This is a genomic window from Nocardioides secundeburneus (genome assembly GCF_039939255.1).
Taxonomy (GTDB): Bacteria; Actinomycetota; Actinomycetes; order Propionibacteriales; family Nocardioidaceae; genus Nocardioides.
In genome coordinates this window covers 591,048-605,584 of the sequence record NZ_JBDUUE010000001.1, presented here as the reverse complement: position 1 = coordinate 605,584, position 14,537 = coordinate 591,048, and the positions used below count along the sequence as shown (strand labels likewise).

At 71.7% G+C, this 14,537-nt stretch carries 15 protein-coding genes and 2 tRNA genes; 8 read left to right on the top strand and 9 right to left on the bottom strand.

The genetic code is table 11. From position 1 onward, the window contains the following. The first annotated feature begins 12 nt into the window (after nucleotides 1-12). The 3 genes from ABFT23_RS02695 to ABFT23_RS02685 are packed head-to-tail and all read left to right on the top strand — an operon-like array spanning nucleotide 13 to nucleotide 1,654. Nucleotides 13-1,182, top strand: coding sequence for an AGE family epimerase/isomerase (locus tag ABFT23_RS02695; RefSeq protein ID WP_347892387.1), 1,170 nt, complete (start codon nucleotides 13-15; stop codon nucleotides 1,180-1,182). 58 nt (nucleotides 1,183-1,240) lie between these two features. Then, nucleotides 1,241-1,393, top strand: coding sequence for a hypothetical protein (locus ABFT23_RS02690; RefSeq protein WP_347892385.1), 153 nt, complete (start codon nucleotides 1,241-1,243; stop codon nucleotides 1,391-1,393). A 9-nt stretch (nucleotides 1,394-1,402) separates the two neighbouring features. Then, entirely contained in the window at nucleotides 1,403-1,654 is a 252-nt protein-coding gene (locus ABFT23_RS02685) for a hypothetical protein (RefSeq protein ID WP_347892384.1), read from the top strand. A gap of 205 nt (nucleotides 1,655-1,859) precedes the next feature. On the opposite strand, the gene ABFT23_RS02680 is transcribed toward ABFT23_RS02685, so the two are convergent. The 6 genes from ABFT23_RS02680 to gyrB all read right to left on the bottom strand — a co-directional run bounded on the left by ABFT23_RS02680 (nucleotide 1,860) and on the right by gyrB (nucleotide 7,847). Then, a tRNA-Ala gene (locus tag ABFT23_RS02680) sits at nucleotides 1,860-1,932 on the bottom strand. Between the two features lie 21 nt (nucleotides 1,933-1,953). Further along, nucleotides 1,954-2,082, bottom strand: coding sequence for a DLW-39 family protein (locus ABFT23_RS02675; RefSeq protein ID WP_347892382.1), 129 nt, complete (start codon nucleotides 2,080-2,082; stop codon nucleotides 1,954-1,956). A gap of 35 nt (nucleotides 2,083-2,117) precedes the next feature. Then, nucleotides 2,118-2,191: transfer RNA gene (locus ABFT23_RS02670), tRNA-Ile, on the bottom strand. Nucleotides 2,192-2,266: 75 nt separating this feature from the next. Beyond that, on the bottom strand, nucleotides 2,267-2,995 hold the full coding sequence (locus ABFT23_RS02665; RefSeq protein ID WP_347892380.1) for a DUF3566 domain-containing protein: 729 nt from the start codon (nucleotides 2,993-2,995) through the stop codon (nucleotides 2,267-2,269). Then, nucleotides 2,995-5,682, bottom strand: coding sequence for a DNA gyrase subunit A (gene gyrA, locus ABFT23_RS02660; RefSeq protein WP_347892378.1), 2,688 nt, complete (start codon nucleotides 5,680-5,682; stop codon nucleotides 2,995-2,997). Before gyrA ends, ABFT23_RS02665 begins: the two co-directional genes overlap by 1 nt. Nucleotides 5,683-5,732: 50 nt before the next feature. After that, nucleotides 5,733-7,847 carry a DNA topoisomerase (ATP-hydrolyzing) subunit B gene (gene gyrB, locus ABFT23_RS02655; RefSeq protein WP_347892376.1) on the bottom strand — a complete coding sequence of 705 codons (2,115 nt, stop codon included), beginning with the start codon at nucleotides 7,845-7,847 and terminating at the stop codon, nucleotides 5,733-5,735. A 336-nt stretch (nucleotides 7,848-8,183) separates the two neighbouring features. On the opposite strand from gyrB, the gene yidD (ABFT23_RS02650) reads away from it, so the two are divergent. The 3 genes from yidD (ABFT23_RS02650) (at nucleotide 8,184) to ABFT23_RS02640 (ending at nucleotide 10,832) form a co-directional block, all read left to right on the top strand. After that, entirely contained in the window at nucleotides 8,184-8,723 is a 540-nt protein-coding gene (gene yidD, locus ABFT23_RS02650; protein ID WP_347892374.1) for a membrane protein insertion efficiency factor YidD, read from the top strand. Nucleotides 8,724-8,726: 3 nt separating this feature from the next. Beyond that, nucleotides 8,727-9,131, top strand: coding sequence for a membrane protein insertion efficiency factor YidD (gene yidD / locus ABFT23_RS02645; protein ID WP_347892372.1), 405 nt, complete (start codon nucleotides 8,727-8,729; stop codon nucleotides 9,129-9,131). 84 nt (nucleotides 9,132-9,215) lie between these two features. Then, nucleotides 9,216-10,832 carry a hypothetical protein gene (locus ABFT23_RS02640; protein WP_347892370.1) on the top strand — a complete coding sequence of 539 codons (1,617 nt, stop codon included), beginning with the start codon at nucleotides 9,216-9,218 and terminating at the stop codon, nucleotides 10,830-10,832. A gap of 19 nt (nucleotides 10,833-10,851) precedes the next feature. On the opposite strand, the gene ABFT23_RS02635 is transcribed toward ABFT23_RS02640, so the two are convergent. Together ABFT23_RS02635 and recF are read right to left on the bottom strand one after the other, a co-directional pair. Continuing rightward, a complete protein-coding gene (locus ABFT23_RS02635) occupies nucleotides 10,852-11,421 on the bottom strand; it encodes a DUF721 domain-containing protein (protein WP_347892368.1) in 570 nt (189 codons plus the stop codon). Then, nucleotides 11,408-12,571, bottom strand: coding sequence for a DNA replication/repair protein RecF (recF, locus tag ABFT23_RS02630; RefSeq protein WP_347892367.1), 1,164 nt, complete (start codon nucleotides 12,569-12,571; stop codon nucleotides 11,408-11,410). The genes ABFT23_RS02635 and recF overlap by 14 nt, the downstream gene beginning before the upstream one ends. An 88-nt stretch (nucleotides 12,572-12,659) precedes the next feature. On the opposite strand from recF, the gene ABFT23_RS02625 reads away from it, so the two are divergent. Then, nucleotides 12,660-13,202 carry an NINE protein gene (locus ABFT23_RS02625; RefSeq protein WP_347892366.1) on the top strand — a complete coding sequence of 181 codons (543 nt, stop codon included), beginning with the start codon at nucleotides 12,660-12,662 and terminating at the stop codon, nucleotides 13,200-13,202. Then, nucleotides 13,177-13,605 carry a DUF2752 domain-containing protein gene (locus tag ABFT23_RS02620; RefSeq protein WP_347892365.1) on the top strand — a complete coding sequence of 143 codons (429 nt, stop codon included), beginning with the start codon at nucleotides 13,177-13,179 and terminating at the stop codon, nucleotides 13,603-13,605. The genes ABFT23_RS02625 and ABFT23_RS02620 overlap by 26 nt, the downstream gene beginning before the upstream one ends. Here ABFT23_RS02620 and gnd read toward each other — a convergent pair. Next, entirely contained in the window at nucleotides 13,594-14,508 is a 915-nt protein-coding gene (gnd, locus tag ABFT23_RS02615; RefSeq protein ID WP_347892363.1) for a phosphogluconate dehydrogenase (NAD(+)-dependent, decarboxylating), read from the bottom strand. The two genes, ABFT23_RS02620 and gnd, sit on opposite strands and share 12 nt — an antisense overlap. Nucleotides 14,509-14,537 lie beyond the last annotated feature (29 nt).

The window sequence follows — 14,537 nt, the reverse complement described above, 5'->3', positions numbered from 1 at the left end:
GAGGAGCAGCTCGTGAGACCAGGACCCACACGCCCGGTCCGGGCGCTGCTCGCCGTCGCCGCCGGCTCGGCGGTCGACCTCGGTTTCGCCTGGCTGGACGACGACGGCGTCCCGGTCCCCGCCCGTGGGCTGCAGCTGTGGATCAACGCCCGGATGACCTACGTGTTCTCGGTGGCGCTGCTGCTCGGCGACCGCGAGCACGAGGCGCTGGCGGCCCACGGCGTCCAGGCTCTGCGAGGCGCCCTGGCCGACCACGAGCACGAAGGTTGGCTGCACGAGGTGGCGCTCGACGGCGCGGTCGTCGACGGCACGAAGAGCTGCTACGACCACGCGTTCGTCGTCCTCGCAGCGAGTGCCGCCACGGCCGCCGGCGTCGCGGGCGGCCCCGGGCTGCTCGACGACGCGCTCGAGGTGCACCTGACCCGGTTCTGGGACGACGACGCGGGGCTCGCCCGCGAGTCGTTCTCGCGCGAGTGGGGCGTGGGGGAGTCCTACCGGGGCGCCAACAGCAACATGCACACGGTGGAGGCCTACCTCGCCGCGGCCGACGTGACCGGCGAGCCCGCCTGGCTCGACCGCGCGGTGCGCATCGTCGAGCGGCTCGTGCACGACGTCGCCCGCCGCCACGACTGGCGCGTCGTCGAGCACTTCGACGAGCACTGGACGCCGCTGCCGGACCATCACGCCGACCGCGTCGACGACCCGTTCCGACCCTACGGCGCCACGCCCGGTCACGGCTTCGAGTGGGCCCGCCTCGCCGTCCAGCTCGCCGCCGCGCTCGCCGACCCGCCGCCCTGGCTCCTCGAGTGCGCGGTCGGGCTCTACGACCGCGCCGTCGTCGACACCGACGGCGGCACGACCGGCTTCGCCTACACCACCGACTGGTCCGGCCGCCCGGTCGTCACCGAGCGCTTCCACTGGGTGGTCGCCGAGGCGGTCCTCGCGGCGTCGGCGCTGCACGCCGCGACGGGCGACCGGCGCTACGCCGACGACGAGGGCCGCTGGCGGGCCCTGGCCGAGGATCACTTCGTCGACCACGCCCGTGGCTCGTGGGCGCACGAGCTCGACGAGCACCTGCGGCCGTCGTCGCGCACCTGGTCGGGACGCCCCGACGCCTACCACGCCTTCAACGCCCAGGTGCTCCCGACGCTGCCGTCCTGGCCGGCCTCGTCGCTGCGCTGAGCGGGGATCACCGCTGCGGGTGTGGGACGACGACCCCCACCCCGCGTAGCAAGGAGTCATGACCGAGCAGCAGCGCCACGACGACGTCACCCCCGAGACCGACCAGGACGCCGAGTCCGACCCGGCCCTCGACGACACCACCGGCAACGACTGGGCGGACGAGGGAGGAGCGACGCCGGACGGCCCGGCCACCGCGACCAGCGACGGCTGAGGCACGGCGATGGGCACCGACGACCACGACCTCACCGAGTCCGACCAGGCCACCGACGGCGACATGGGCGTCAGCAGCGAACGGGTCGGCCCGACCGGCCCCGGCCAGGTCGGCACCACCGGCACCCGCGACGTCGGCCCGGCCGACCCCGACGCCGCTGACGACGCTCCGCCCGAGCAGAGCGCGGGCGGCGTCGAGGAGAACCCGAGTGGACTCCCGCCCCGCGCCGGCTACCCCTCGGTGGACCCCCGGTCCGACTGACCCGGGTCTCGACCGGCGCCCGTAAGGCGCCATGACGGTACCGCCCACAAGGCGCCCCGACCCCAGCACCACCCGACCACCAGGCGCACGCGCCGTCGGGCGCCCTCAGAGCCGGTCGGGCGCGACGCCAAAGCCGCGGCAGCTAGCACCAGATCGGGCGCGCCCGCGGCGACGGGCGCCCGTAGGGCGCCATTCAGCAACGCTGTGGAGCCTAGGGGACTCGAACCCCTAACCCCCTGCTTGCAAAGCAGGTGCGCTACCAATTGCGCCAAGGCCCCCGGTGGGTGATCAGGTGGAGATCAGCGGGACTTGGTCACCGCGTCGGTGGCCTCGGCCCACAGTGCCTGCTCGGCGCGGCCCTCGGTGATCCTCTTGCGGGCGACGACGGCTCCGGCGGCGGCGAGCGCGACCAGCAGCAGCTTCTTCATGGGGACTCCGTACGGGATGGGTCCGGGATGGTGCGTGGGCCTAACAGGACTTGAACCTGTGACCTCTTCCTTATCAGGGAAGCGCTCTAACCGTCTGAGCTATAGGCCCGGATGCTCGCTGTGCGAGCGGGGAAACGCTACCTCAGGGGACCGGCTGTGGCCCAATCGGTAGGCGTTCGGTGGATCAGTTGTCCTCGGCCAGCGTGACCTCGATGCCGCCGAGGAGCGCGGCGGACATGTTGTAGAGGAACGCGCCGAGGGTGGCGATGGCGGTGATCAGGATGACGTCGACGGCGGCGACGAGCATGGTGAACCCGAGGACGCGGTCGGTGCCCACGTAGTCCTCGATGTTGAACGGCTCGTTGCCGGGCTCGGTGACGACCTCGTTGATGGCGTCGTTGATCGACTTCCACACGCCGGCGGCGTCGATGACCTGCCAGATCATGGCGACGGCGATCACCGTGACGATGCCGAACGCGATGGAGAGCAGGAACGAGGTCTTCATGACCGACCAGGGGTCGATGCGGGTGAGCCGGAGGCGGGCGCGTCGCGGGCCGCGGGGACGCGGCTTCCTGGTCGGCGCCGTGGCGGGCACGGCGGCGTCCGCCTCGTCGGCGGGTCGTTCGTCGCTGCCGCTGCGGGCCGAGGCGAGCTTGGCCTGGATGCGCTCGGCGAGGCCGGGGCGGACGACGGTGTCGCCGGCGTCGGCCACCGGCGCTGCGGGCGGCTCGGCCGGCGGCGGGACGGTCGGCTGCGGCCCGCGCGCAGGCTGCGCGGACGGCACCTGACCGTTGCCGTTGCTGCTGCCGGTGGAGGCCCCGCCGGCCTTGCCCTTGGTCTGGGGCGATCGGGCCTGGGTGGGGGTCCGGGGCGGCGCCGGCGGCTTGGCCGGCGGAGCGGGACGATCACTCATCAGGCTTCATCCTCACCTGGGTCGGGAGCGCCCTCGGTCGCGGACGCCTGGTCACCCAGTGTCGCATCCGCTACCACATCCGCCGATTCCTCAGCCGGAACGACACCCTCCGGGACGGCCGCGTCGGGCTCGTCGGCGGCGTCGCCGTCGACGACCTTCGCCTCGACCGAGCGCGCGACGACGCCGACGGTGTCGCCCTTCTTCGGGGTCACGAACTTCACGCCCTGCGTGGAGCGGCCGGTCGGTCGGAAGTCGGCGTTGATGGGGCTGCGCACCACCTGCCCGCCGACGGTGATCGAGAGGACCTCGTCGCCGTCCTCGACGATGAACGCGCCGACGAGGCCGCCGCGGTCCTCGTTGGTCAGGGTCATGGCGCGCACGCCCTTGGTGCCGCGGTTGGTGAGGCGGTACTCGTTGATGCGCGAGCGCTTGGCGTAGCCGCCGTCGGTCATGGTGAAGACGTACTGCACCTTGACCTCCTCGCTCTCCTCGGCGTCCTCGGCCGCGACCTGCTCGGCCCGGATGACCGACATCGAGAGCACCGAGTCGTCGTCGGCGGTGACCATGCCGGTCACGCCGGACGTCGCCCGGCCCATCGGGCGCAGCTGGGCGTCGTCGGCCTGGAAGCGCACGGCCTGGCCGCGCCGGGAGACCAGCAGGATCTGGTCGTCGGGGCCGACGAGCTCGGCGCCGATGAGCTCGTCGTCGTCGTCGCGGAAGTTGATCGCGATGACGCCGGCCTGACGCGGGGAGTTGTAGTCGCCCAGACGGGTCTTCTTGACCAGGCCGGCGCGGGTGGCGAGCACGAGGTAGGGCATCTGCTCGTAGTCGCGGATCGCGAGCACCTGGGCGATCGACTCGTCGGGCTGGAAGCTGAGCAGCCCGGCGACGTGGCCGCCCTTGGCGTCGCGCGAGGCCTCGGGCAGGTTGTAGGCCTTGGTGCGGTAGACCCGGCCGGCGGTGGTGAAGAACAGCAGCCAGTGGTGGTTGGTCGTGGCGATGAAGTGCTCGACGACGTCGTCGCCGCGCAGGCTGGCCCCGCGCACGCCCTTCCCGCCCCGGCGCTGGGTGCGGTACTGGTGGCGCAGGGTGCGCTTGGCGTAGCCGCCGCGGGTGATGGAGACGACGAGTTCCTCGTCGGGGATGAGGTCCTCCATCGACAGGTCACCGTCGGCGGCGATGATCTGCGTGCGGCGGTCGTCGCCGTACTTGTCGACGATCTCGGTGAGCTCGTCGGAGACGATCTGCCGCTGGCGGGCCTCGTTGGCCAGGATGTCCTCGAGGTCGGCGATCAGCAGCTCGATCTCGGCGAGCTGGTCGATGATCTTCTGCCGCTCGAGCGCCGCGAGCCGGCGCAGCTGCATGTCGAGGATGGCGTTGGCCTGCAGCTCGTCGATCTCGAGCAGCGCGATCAGGCCCTGGCGGGCGTCGTCGACCTCGGGCGAGCGACGGATCAGGGCGATCACCTCGTCGAGGGCGTCGAGCGCCTTGACGAGCCCGCGCAGGATGTGAGCGCGCTCCTCGGCCTCGCGGAGGCGGTAGCGCGTGCGCCGCTGGATGACCTCGATCTGGTGGGCGACCCAGTTGGAGATGAACTGGTCGATCGACAGGGTGCGCGGCACGCCGTCGACGAGCGCGAGCATGTTGGCGCTGAAGTTGGTCTGCAGCTCGGTGTGCTTGAGCAGGTTGTTGAGCACGACGCGCGCGACGCCGTCGCGCTTGAGGACGACGACGAGCCGCTGACCGGTACGGTCGGAGGTGTCGTCGCGGACGTCGGCGATGCCCTGCACCTTGCCGGAGTCGGCGAGCTCGGCGATCTTGAGCGCGAGGTTGTCGGGGTTGACCATGTAGGGCAGCTCGGTGATCACCAGGCAGGTGCGACCGCGGCTGTCCTCGTCGACCTCGATGACGGCCCGCTGCGTGATCGAGCCGCGGCCGGTGCGGTAGGCCTGCTCGATGCCCGCACGGCCGACGATGAGCGCACCGTTGGGAAAGTCGGGCCCCTTGACCCGCTCGATGAGCGCCTCCAGGAGCTCCTCGCGCGTGGCGTCGGGGTGGTCGAGCGCCCACTTGGCGCCCTCGGCGACCTCGCGCAGGTTGTGCGGCGGGATGCTGGTGGCCATGCCGACGGCGATGCCGGCCGAGCCGTTGACCAGCAGGTTGGGGAACCGCGCCGGCAGGACGACGGGCTCCTGCGAGCGACCGTCGTAGTTGGGCTGGAAGTCGACGGTGTCCTCGTTGATGTCGCGGACCATCTCGAGGGCCAGCGGCGCCATGCGGCACTCGGTGTACCGCATGGCCGCGGCCGAGTCGTTGCCCGGCGAGCCGAAGTTGCCCTGGCCGTGCACCAGCGGCGCCCGCATGACCCACGCCTGGGCGAGACGCACGAGGGTGTCGTAGATCGCGGTGTCGCCGTGCGGGTGGTACTGACCCATGACGTCGCCGACGACGCGCGAGCACTTGCTGAAGCCGCGGTCGGGCCGGTAGCCGCCGTCGAACATCGCGTAGAGCACGCGCCGGTGCACCGGCTTGAGACCGTCGCGGACGTCGGGCAGCGCGCGCCCGACGATGACCGCCATGGCGTAGTCGATGTAGGCGCGCTGCATGGAGGTCTGCAGCTCGACCGGCTCGATGCGCCCGCCCAGGGGAGGGGTGCCGCTGCCGCCGTCGGTGGGAGTCTGGGTCACGGGTGTCTCTCTCGTCGCGTCTGTCGTCGGGTCGGGTCAGCCGCGCGCGGCTAGATGTCCAAGAACCTGACGTCCTTGGCGTTGCGCTGGATGAACGAGCGCCGCTGCTCGACGTCCTCGCCCATGAGGATCGAGAAGATCTCGTCGGCGTGAGCGGCGTCGTCGAGCGTCACCTGGAGCATCAGCCGGTGGTCGGGGTCCATCGTGGTCTCCCACAGCTCCTTGGCGTTCATCTCGCCGAGACCCTTGTAGCGCTGGACCGGGTTCTCCTTCGGCAGCTTCTTGCCGCTCTGCTGGCCGGCCGCGAGGAGCGCGTCGCGCTCGGCGTCGGAGTAGACGAACTCGTGCTCGTGCGGCTTGTTCCAGCGCAGCCGGTAGAGCGGCGGCTGGGCCATGTAGACGTAGCCGCCCTCGATGAGCGGGCGCATGAAGCGGAACAGCAGCGTGAGCAGCAGGGTGTTGATGTGGTGGCCGTCGACGTCGGCGTCGGCCATCAGCACGACCTTGTGGTAGCGCAGCTTCTCGACGTTGTACTCGTCCTGGATGCCGGTGCCGAGCGCGGAGATGATCGACTGGACCTCGGTGTTGCCGAGGACCTTGTCGATGCGCGCCTTCTCGACGTTGAGGATCTTGCCGCGGATCGGCAGGATCGCCTGGATGCGCGGGTCGCGGCCCTGCCGGGCCGAGCCGCCGGCCGAGTCGCCCTCGACGATGAAGACCTCGCACTCCTCGGGCCGGTTCGACTGGCAGTCGGACAGCTTGCCGGGCAGGCCGCCGCCGCCGAGCAGGCCCTTGCGCGACCGGGCGAGCTCACGCGCCTTCTTCGCGGCCTGGCGGGCCTGGGCCGCGGCCTGGGCCTTGCGGACGATGTCCTTGCCCTCGGCGGGGTTCTGCTCGAGCCACATCTTCAGCTGGTCGTTGACGATGCGCTGGGTGAAGCCCTTGGCCTCGGTGTTGCCGAGCTTGGTCTTCGTCTGGCCCTCGAACTGCGGCTCGCCGAGCTTGATCGAGATGATCGCGGTGAGGCCCTCGCGGATGTCGTCGCCGGAGACGCGGTCCTCCTGCTTCTTCATCAGGCCCCAGTCGAAGCCGGCGTTGTTGATCAGCGAGGTGAGCGCCGCCCGGAAGCCCTCCTCGTGCGTGCCTCCCTCGTGGGTGTTGATCGTGTTGGCGAAGGTGTGCACCGACTCGGAGTAGGTCGTGTTCCACTGCATCGCGATCTCGAGGCTCATGTGCGACTCGGCCGACTCCGGCGTCTCGGCCTCGAAGCTGATGACCGTCGGGTTGGCCGGCTGCTTGGCGCGGTTGAGGTGCTCGACGTAGTCGACGAGGCCCCGGTCGTACTTGAAGACCTGCTCGGTGCCGCCCCCGGCGCCGGCGACGATCGCGTCGTGGCCGGCGGAGTCGAGGTCGTTGTCGACGGTGTCGTCGGAGACGGCCTCGGCCACGGCGTCGGCGCCGACCCGCTCGTCGCGCACGACGATCTCGAGGCCCTTGTTGAGGAAGGCCATCTCGCGGATGCGCGTCGTGATGGTCTCGAGGTTGAAGGTCGTGGTCTCGAAGATCGTGGGCGAGGGGTAGAACGTGATCGTGGTGCCGGTGCGCTCGCCGTCGGCCATGGTCCCGACCTCGTCGAGGCCGGTCGTCGGGTCGCCGACCTCGAACTCCTGGCGCCAGTGGCGCCCGCGGTTGCGCACCTCGGCGATCACCCGGCTCGACAGCGCGTTGACGACCGAGATGCCGACGCCGTGCAGACCACCGGAGACCTTGTAGCCGCCGCCGCCGAACTTGCCACCGGCGTGCAGCACGGTGAGGGCGAGCGTGAGGGCGGGCAGGTCCTGGCCGGGCGCGGTGTCGGTGGGGATGCCGCGGCCGTTGTCCTCGACGCGGACGCCGCCGTCGGCGAGCAGGGTGAGCACGATGCGGTCGCAGTGGCCGGCCAGGGACTCGTCGACCGAGTTGTCGACGACCTCCCAGATCAGGTGGTGCAGACCGCGCTCACCGGTCGAGCCGATGTACATGCCCGGGCGCTTGCGCACGGCCTCGAGGCCCTCGAGGACCTGGATCGACGCGGCGCCGTAGTCGCCCTCGACGGTGTTGCTCCGCAGTGCGGCCGCCGTCTCCTCGGGCTGGATGTCGGGCTGGGGGACCGGCTGGTCTGTCATGCGTGACCTCTTCGCGGACGGGTCCGGGACTCGGGGCCCCGGACATGACGAAGGTCGCGCCTCGCGCAGGCTGCGACCTCGACGGCCATGATAGCCCTCTACGGGCCGCATTTCACGCGCGCCGTTCCGCCGGGGGGTCGTTCGATGTGCCCGGACCAGCGTGAGCGCCCCATAGGCCGGTCCAGGAGGGCTTGGCAGGGTCCGGGTGTGGCCCCGGTACGGCTCGTCGGCGGTTCAGGCGCCTGTGCGGCCCTCGTGCACCGGCGCCGTCCTGCGACGCGGTGTGGATGGCCGCCGGGCGGGCCATGATGTGCGCTCCGACCCCGAGGAGCCCGCATGTCCTACCCGTACCCCGGCCCGTCCGACCAGCCGTGGCAGCGGAACCTGAGCGCCGAGGGCGACGACGACGAGCAGCGTCGACGCCAGGCCGACGGGGTCGACGGCGGTGAGGCCGCCGCGGAGAGCGGCGGCTGCACCGACTCGTGCGACCTCGGGTGCAACGACGGGTGCGAGCTGCCCTCGTGCGGCTGCGACCTGATGCGCCTCGCCCCGCTCCTGCTGCTGCTCCGGGTGGTGCCGGGCGCGTTCCGGGCCTCGGCCGTCGACCCCTACGTCGACCCGCCGGCCGGCCGGCTCGCCCGCGTCGCCGCTCGACTCATCCGCTCCTACCAGCTCCACGTCTCGGTCCCCCGCGCCCGACCCGTCTGCACCATGACACCCACCTGCTCGCGCTACGGTCTCCAGGCCCTGTCCCGGCACGGCCTGTGGACCGGCGGCCTGCTCGTCGTCCGCCGGCTCCGCCGGTGCGGGTCGTCGTCCGGTGCCGACCCGGTGCCGGCCCGTGGCGTCGAACGCCGTTCGCACGCCAGGATGTGAGTCATGGGCCGATCAGAAGACCGACGACGTCGCCGCCGCAAGCGCGACTGGGCCGACTGCGGCGACTGTGGTGACTGCGGCGACTGCAGCCCGTTCCTGCTCTCGCCGCTGCTCGTGCTGCTGCACGTCGTCCCGGGGGCCTTCCGCGCCTCGGCGGTCGATCCGTACGTCGAGGCGCCGGCCGGCGTGCTCGGACGCGCGGCCGCTCGACTCATCCGCTCCTACCAGCTCCACGTCTCGATCCCCCGCGGCCGACCGGTGTGCCACATGACGCCGACGTGCTCGCGCTACGGCCTCCAGGCCGTGTCGCGACACGGGTTCGTGCGCGGCGGCTGGCTCACGTTCCGACGGGTGCGACGGTGCGGGTCGGCGCCGGGCCTCGACCCGGTGCCGCCGGCCCGGAGCTGATCCCACCCGCGTCGGCGGGTTTGACCCACGCGAGTCGCGGGCACGTGGAACCGCAGACGACGTGACGCACCCGAGAGAGATCCCATGACGACCGACGACGGCAACTTCAGTGACTCCCCGCGCGCCCGCATCGCGGAGCTCGTGACCGCGCTGATCGATGCGGACATGCGCGAGTACGGCTTCTACCCGATCAGCTACGGCGACGCCCAGTACGTGCCGAGCACGGCGCCCTCGGGGTACTACCGGACCAACTACTACCCGGGTTCGGTCGGCGGCGGGTACTCCGAGACCGACCACGCGCCGGGCCCGTTCTCGGGTGGCACGCCCGACTTCCCGATCGTGCCCGGCAACCCCAACGTGCCGCCCCAAGAGGACAACCCGGAGTACTACTTCAACCCCCAACGCGACATCTACGACAAGTGGACGCCGCTGATGGACAACCCGATCCTGACCCAGTGGCAGGAGCTGCCGTCGCCGTCGTCCTTCGAGCCCGCCCTGACGGCGCTCACCACCGCGATGCAGGAGCTGGCGATCAGCCCGGCCATCAACCCCAACGGGCAGGGCGGCGACAACGAGGGCGACATGGTCGACTTCCAGCTCTCGCCGGCCCCTCAGGGGCAGCTGTCGACGACGTTCAACACCGTCGCCTCGACGATCAGCAACTACGAGGGCAGCACCGTGCGCGCCTTCTACGACAACTACGTCACCGAGATCCCGACCAAGGCCCACAACCTGTTCCTCGCGGTGCTGCTCGCCAAGCGGGCCGTGGCCGCCGAGCAGGAGATGTGGAAGCGGACCAACACCGACTTCCAGAGCATCATGCACGACGCTGTCGGGCGCGCCGGGCAGATCAACGACGGCCGCCTCGATTTCCAGGCGTTGGGCAACGTGCTCACCGTCATCGGCACCATCGGCTCGGTGGTCGGCATCGTTCCCGGCCCGCAGAAGGCCGTCGTCAGCGGGGCCTCCACCGTCTTCCGGGTGCTGGGGCAGCTGCTGTCGAGCTCCGACAAGGAGACCAACGACACCGGAGGCTTCGACGCCGACAGCACCGACGGGCTCTGGAGCCAGGTGCAGGACCGGCTCACCAAGCTGCACGCCGACGTCGACACCACCGAGAGCGACGTGAAGAGCGCGCTCAACGCCGGCAGCGACCTGCTGGCGGGCAGCAAGGCCGAGTTCGACCTCCAGATGGTCGACAAGGACACCGGCGCCGGCGGTTACGGATCAGGCAACGGAGTCTCCGACGTCGAGGAGTTCCTCGACACGACCAACCCGAACGACATCACCTTCGGCCTGGCCGTCAACCCCGACATCCTCGAGAAGCTGGGCAACGAGCACGTGAAGCTCGGCCTGGCCGGTCACTTCTCGCGGGCCGCGGCGGCGCTCGACGACTACAGCGAGGGTGAGTGGGGCCGCGACGGCAGCATCGGCATCGGCCCGTCGGGCTACCTGCCCGAGCTGGGCACCTTCGTGCGCCGGGTCCAGCGACTGCTCAGCGAGACCTCCTTCGACCTCATCGACGTCGGCGAGGTGCTGGCCGCCGCCGCAGGTGCGCTCCGCGGCCAGGAGCAGGCCGCTCGCGACGCGATGACCACCCTGGCCAGCGAGCACGACCTCGCCGAGTCCGGACGCCAGGAGGAGTACCGCAACCAGGACGAGCTCTGGGCCCGGATCCGCGCCGGGCGCGGTCCGATCTGAGCCACGCCGGACGGCAGCCTCAGCCGTAGGTGTCGCGAGGCCCGCGACCGTCGCGGACCGACCGGCCGCCCTTCTTCCACGACGGCACGTGCGGGCCGAGCACCTCGATGATCGTCACGGTGCCGTCGCCGAGGTCGGCGTTGAGCCGCTTGAGCACCTGGGGTGCGAGCAGCTTGAGCTGGGTGGCCCACGCCGTCGAGTCCGTGCGGACGACGAGCCGCCCGTCGGCGAACGACTCCGGCGTGCAGTGGTCGGCGATCTCGGGGCCGACCAGCTCGGGCCAGCGGCCGAAGACCCCGCGCACGCGCAGCTGCAGCTCCCACCCGTGGCGGCCGACGATGCGATCGACCTCGCCCGCGAGCAGCTGCGGGTCGCGGTCGTCGGGGCGGGCGCCGGATCGTCCGCCGGTGCGCTCCTCACCCGGCGGTGGACGACGCCGCAGCCGGCGCCGCATCGCCGGCGTGCTGCCGGCGGTGGCCTGGGTGACCTGACGGGCGAGGTCGAGCCCGTCGTCGCGGTGCGGCTGGTCGGCGATGGCGGCGTCGTCGGCATCGTCGGCCCGACCGGTCGGGGTCTCATCCGTCGGCACGGCTCACCTCGCCTCCGGCGACCGTGAAGCGGGCCCCGGCCAGCGCCTTCGGCACGTCGTCGGGGACGGCGGCCGTGACGAGCACCTGCTCGGCCGCGGCGACGAGCTCGGCGAGCTGGTCGCGTCGTTCGGCGTCGAGCTCGGCGAAGACGTCGTCGAGGATGAGGATCGGGTCGTCGCCCTCGGCACGCAGCAGGTCGTAGGAGGCCAGCCGCAGCGCGAGGGCGAACGACCAGCTCTCGCCGTGCGAGGCGTAGCCCTTGACCGGCAGCCGGGTGCCCGTCGGGTCGTCGGCTCGGCCGAGCGCGAGCAGGAGGTCGTCACGATGCGGACCGACCAGGCACACGCCGCGGTCGAGCTCGTCGTTGCGCCGACGCTGGAGCTCGGCGAGCAGCGCCTCGACGACGTCGTGGTGCTCGCGGGAGGCCGGCAGGTCGAACGACGGCTTGTAGTCGATGGTGGCGTCGGTGCGCCCCGCGCCGCGGGCCACGGTGGCGTAGGCGTCGCCCACGTAGGGCCGCAGGTCGTCGACCATGCGGAGTCGCTCGACGAGCAGCTCGGCACCCACCCTCGCGAGGTGGGTGTCCCAGACGTCGAGCGTCGACAGGGCCGACTCCTGGCTCGCCGACCCGCGGCGCGCGTGACCGGCGGTCTTGAGCAGGGTCGCGCGCTGCTTGAGCACCCGTTCGAGGTCGGCGATCGTGCCGGCGAGCCGGGGGGCGCGCAGCACCAGGAGATCGTCGAGGAAGCGCCGCCGGTCGCCCGGGTCGCCCTTGACGAGGGTGAGGTCCTCGGGCGAGAACACGACGGTGCGCACGAGGCCGACCAGGTCGCGCACGCGCGGCAATGTCGACTTGTTGATTCGTCCCTTGTTCGACTTGCCGACATTGATCTCGACCTCGAGCACCGCGGTGCGGCCGTCCTTGACCACGGCGGCCCGGACGACGGCCTGCGGCGCGCCGGCCCGCACCAGCGGGGCGTCGCTCGCGACCCGGTGCGAGGAGAGGCGGGAGAGGTAGTCGATCGCCTCGACGAGGTTGGTCTTGCCCTGGCCGTTGCGACCGACGAACGCCGTCACCCCGGGGCCGAGCTCGACGTCGACGAGGTCGTAGGAACGGAAGTTGTGCAGCGCCAGGTGGGACACGTGCACCCCGGGTCTCCGATCCTCGTCAGGTCTGGGCCGACCGCCCGGCCACGTGGCGGCTGCGTGCGGTGTCGAGGGGCCTATCCTGCCAGCCATGAGCGAAGACCCGCTTGCCAAGCGGCCCCCACACGATCCCTCCGGCCAGCAGCCGCCCCCGCCGTCGCAGAACCCGTACGGCGCAGCACCCGGCGGCGGCCAGCCCGGCGGCTACGGTGGCCCGCCCGCGCCCGGCGGCTACGGCGGGTACGGCGGCCCCGGTGGCTACGGCGGCCCGGGTGGCGCCTACTTCATCTCCCAGATGGGCCAGGAGACCGGGCCGCTCCAGATCGGGCAGCTCGCCCAGATGGCGACGTCCGGCGCGCTCAAGCCCGACACGATGGTGCGCGCCGACGCCACGCAGAACTGGTTCCCGGCCAAGGAGGTGCCGGGTCTCTACTCCGACAAGGAGCTCGTCACCACGGCCATCATCTCCTGGCTCGTCGGCATCTTCGGCGTCGACCGCTTCTACCTCGGCTACACCGGTCTCGGTGTCGCGAAGCTGCTCACCTGCGGCGGGTGCGGCATCTGGGCGCTGGTCGACCTCATCCTCATCATCCTTCGCAAGGTGCCCGATGCGCAGGGCCGCCCCCTCCGCTGAGCCCCTCACCGGCACCCCGGCCGCCGCCTCGATCGCGACGGCCGGGGCCGGCGCAGCCGTGCTCGCTCTCGGCGCCGCGGTCGTCCTCTCCCCCGACGGGATCGAGGACGGCCCGGTCGTCTGCCCGTTCCGCCGGCTGACCGGGCTGCCGTGCCCGGGCTGTGGCCTCACCAGGTCGTGGGTCTACCTCGCGCACGGGCGCTGGGACGACGCTTACTCGGCCCACCCGTTCGGCATCGTCGCGATGGCCGCGGCCGTCGCGTTGGTCGCGGCCGTGGTGCTCGGCCTGGTCACCCGGCGTCCGATGCCCGACGTCGACCGGGTCCTGCGTCGAACGTGGGCGCTCGCGGTCGTCGCGGCCTGGCTGGTGTTCGGCGTCGTGCGGCTCGGGTCAGCTCTCTGACGACGCGTCGCCGCCGGCCGGGGGCGGCGTGTGGACAGCGTGTCCGCCGAACTGGTTGCGCATCGCGGCGATCGCCTTCATCGCCGGGCTGTCGTCCTGGCGCGAGGTGAACCGGGCGAACAGCGACGCGGCGATGACGTGCATCGGCACGGCGTGGTCAATGGCGGCCTGCACGGTCCAGCGACCCTCGCCGGAGTCGTCGGCGTAGCCGCGCAGCTGGTTGAGGTGGGCGTCGTCCTCGAGCGCGGCGACCAGCAGGTCGAGCAGCCACGAGCGGATGACGGTGCCGGTGCGCCAGGAGTCGAACACCTCGGTGACGTTGTCGACCAGGTCGACGGCCTCGAGCAGCTCCCAGCCCTCGGCGTAGGACTGCATCATCGCGTACTCGATGCCGTTGTGGACCATCTTCGCGAAGTGCCCGGCACCGGGTTTCTTGCCGGCGTGCACGAAGCCGCCGTCGGCGGGCTTGAGGGCGTCGAACGCCGGCTGCACCTTCTCGACGTCGGCGTCGGAGCCGCCGCACATCAGGGCGTAGCCGTTCTTCAGGCCCCACACACCGCCCGAGACGCCGCAGTCGACGAAGCCGATGCCACGCTGGGCCAGCGCCTCGGCGTGCGCCTGGTCGTCGGTGTACTTGGAGTTGCCGCCGTCGACGACGAGGTCGCCCTCGCCGAGCAGGCCGGCGAGCTCGTCGATCGTCGCGCTCGTGGGCGCCCCGGCGGGCACCATGACCCAGACGACGCGCGGGCCGTCGGACGGCAGCGCCTCGACGAGGCCGGCGAGGCTGTCGACGTCGGCGAGGTCGGGGTTGCGGTCGTAACCGATGACCGTGAGGCCGGCCTCGCGCATCCGGGTGCGCATGTTGCCACCCATCTTGCCGAGTCCGACGAGTCCGATGTGCATGCGCTCCTCCTGGTGGGGCGGGTCCGGCG

Excerpts from the sequence above, each read along its gene's own strand:
- ABFT23_RS02690 (WP_347892385.1), top strand. The coding sequence starts at position 1,241 with ATGACCGAGCAGCAGCGCCACGACGACGTCACCCCCGAGACCGACCAG.
- ABFT23_RS02620 (WP_347892365.1), top strand. The coding sequence starts at position 13,177 with ATGCGCAGGGCCGCCCCCTCCGCTGAGCCCCTCACCGGCACCCCGGCC.
- yidD (WP_347892372.1), top strand. The coding sequence starts at position 8,727 with ATGGGCCGATCAGAAGACCGACGACGTCGCCGCCGCAAGCGCGACTGG.
- ABFT23_RS02675 (WP_347892382.1), bottom strand. The coding sequence starts at position 2,082 with ATGAAGAAGCTGCTGCTGGTCGCGCTCGCCGCCGCCGGAGCCGTCGTC.
- yidD (WP_347892374.1), top strand. The coding sequence starts at position 8,184 with ATGTCCTACCCGTACCCCGGCCCGTCCGACCAGCCGTGGCAGCGGAAC.
- ABFT23_RS02685 (WP_347892384.1), top strand. The coding sequence starts at position 1,403 with ATGGGCACCGACGACCACGACCTCACCGAGTCCGACCAGGCCACCGAC.
- ABFT23_RS02665 (WP_347892380.1), bottom strand. The coding sequence starts at position 2,995 with ATGAGTGATCGTCCCGCTCCGCCGGCCAAGCCGCCGGCGCCGCCCCGG.
- ABFT23_RS02625 (WP_347892366.1), top strand. The coding sequence starts at position 12,660 with ATGAGCGAAGACCCGCTTGCCAAGCGGCCCCCACACGATCCCTCCGGC.
- gnd (WP_347892363.1), bottom strand. The coding sequence starts at position 14,508 with ATGCACATCGGACTCGTCGGACTCGGCAAGATGGGTGGCAACATGCGC.
- ABFT23_RS02640 (WP_347892370.1), top strand. The coding sequence starts at position 9,216 with ATGACGACCGACGACGGCAACTTCAGTGACTCCCCGCGCGCCCGCATC.
- gyrB (WP_347892376.1), bottom strand. The coding sequence starts at position 7,847 with ATGACAGACCAGCCGGTCCCCCAGCCCGACATCCAGCCCGAGGAGACG.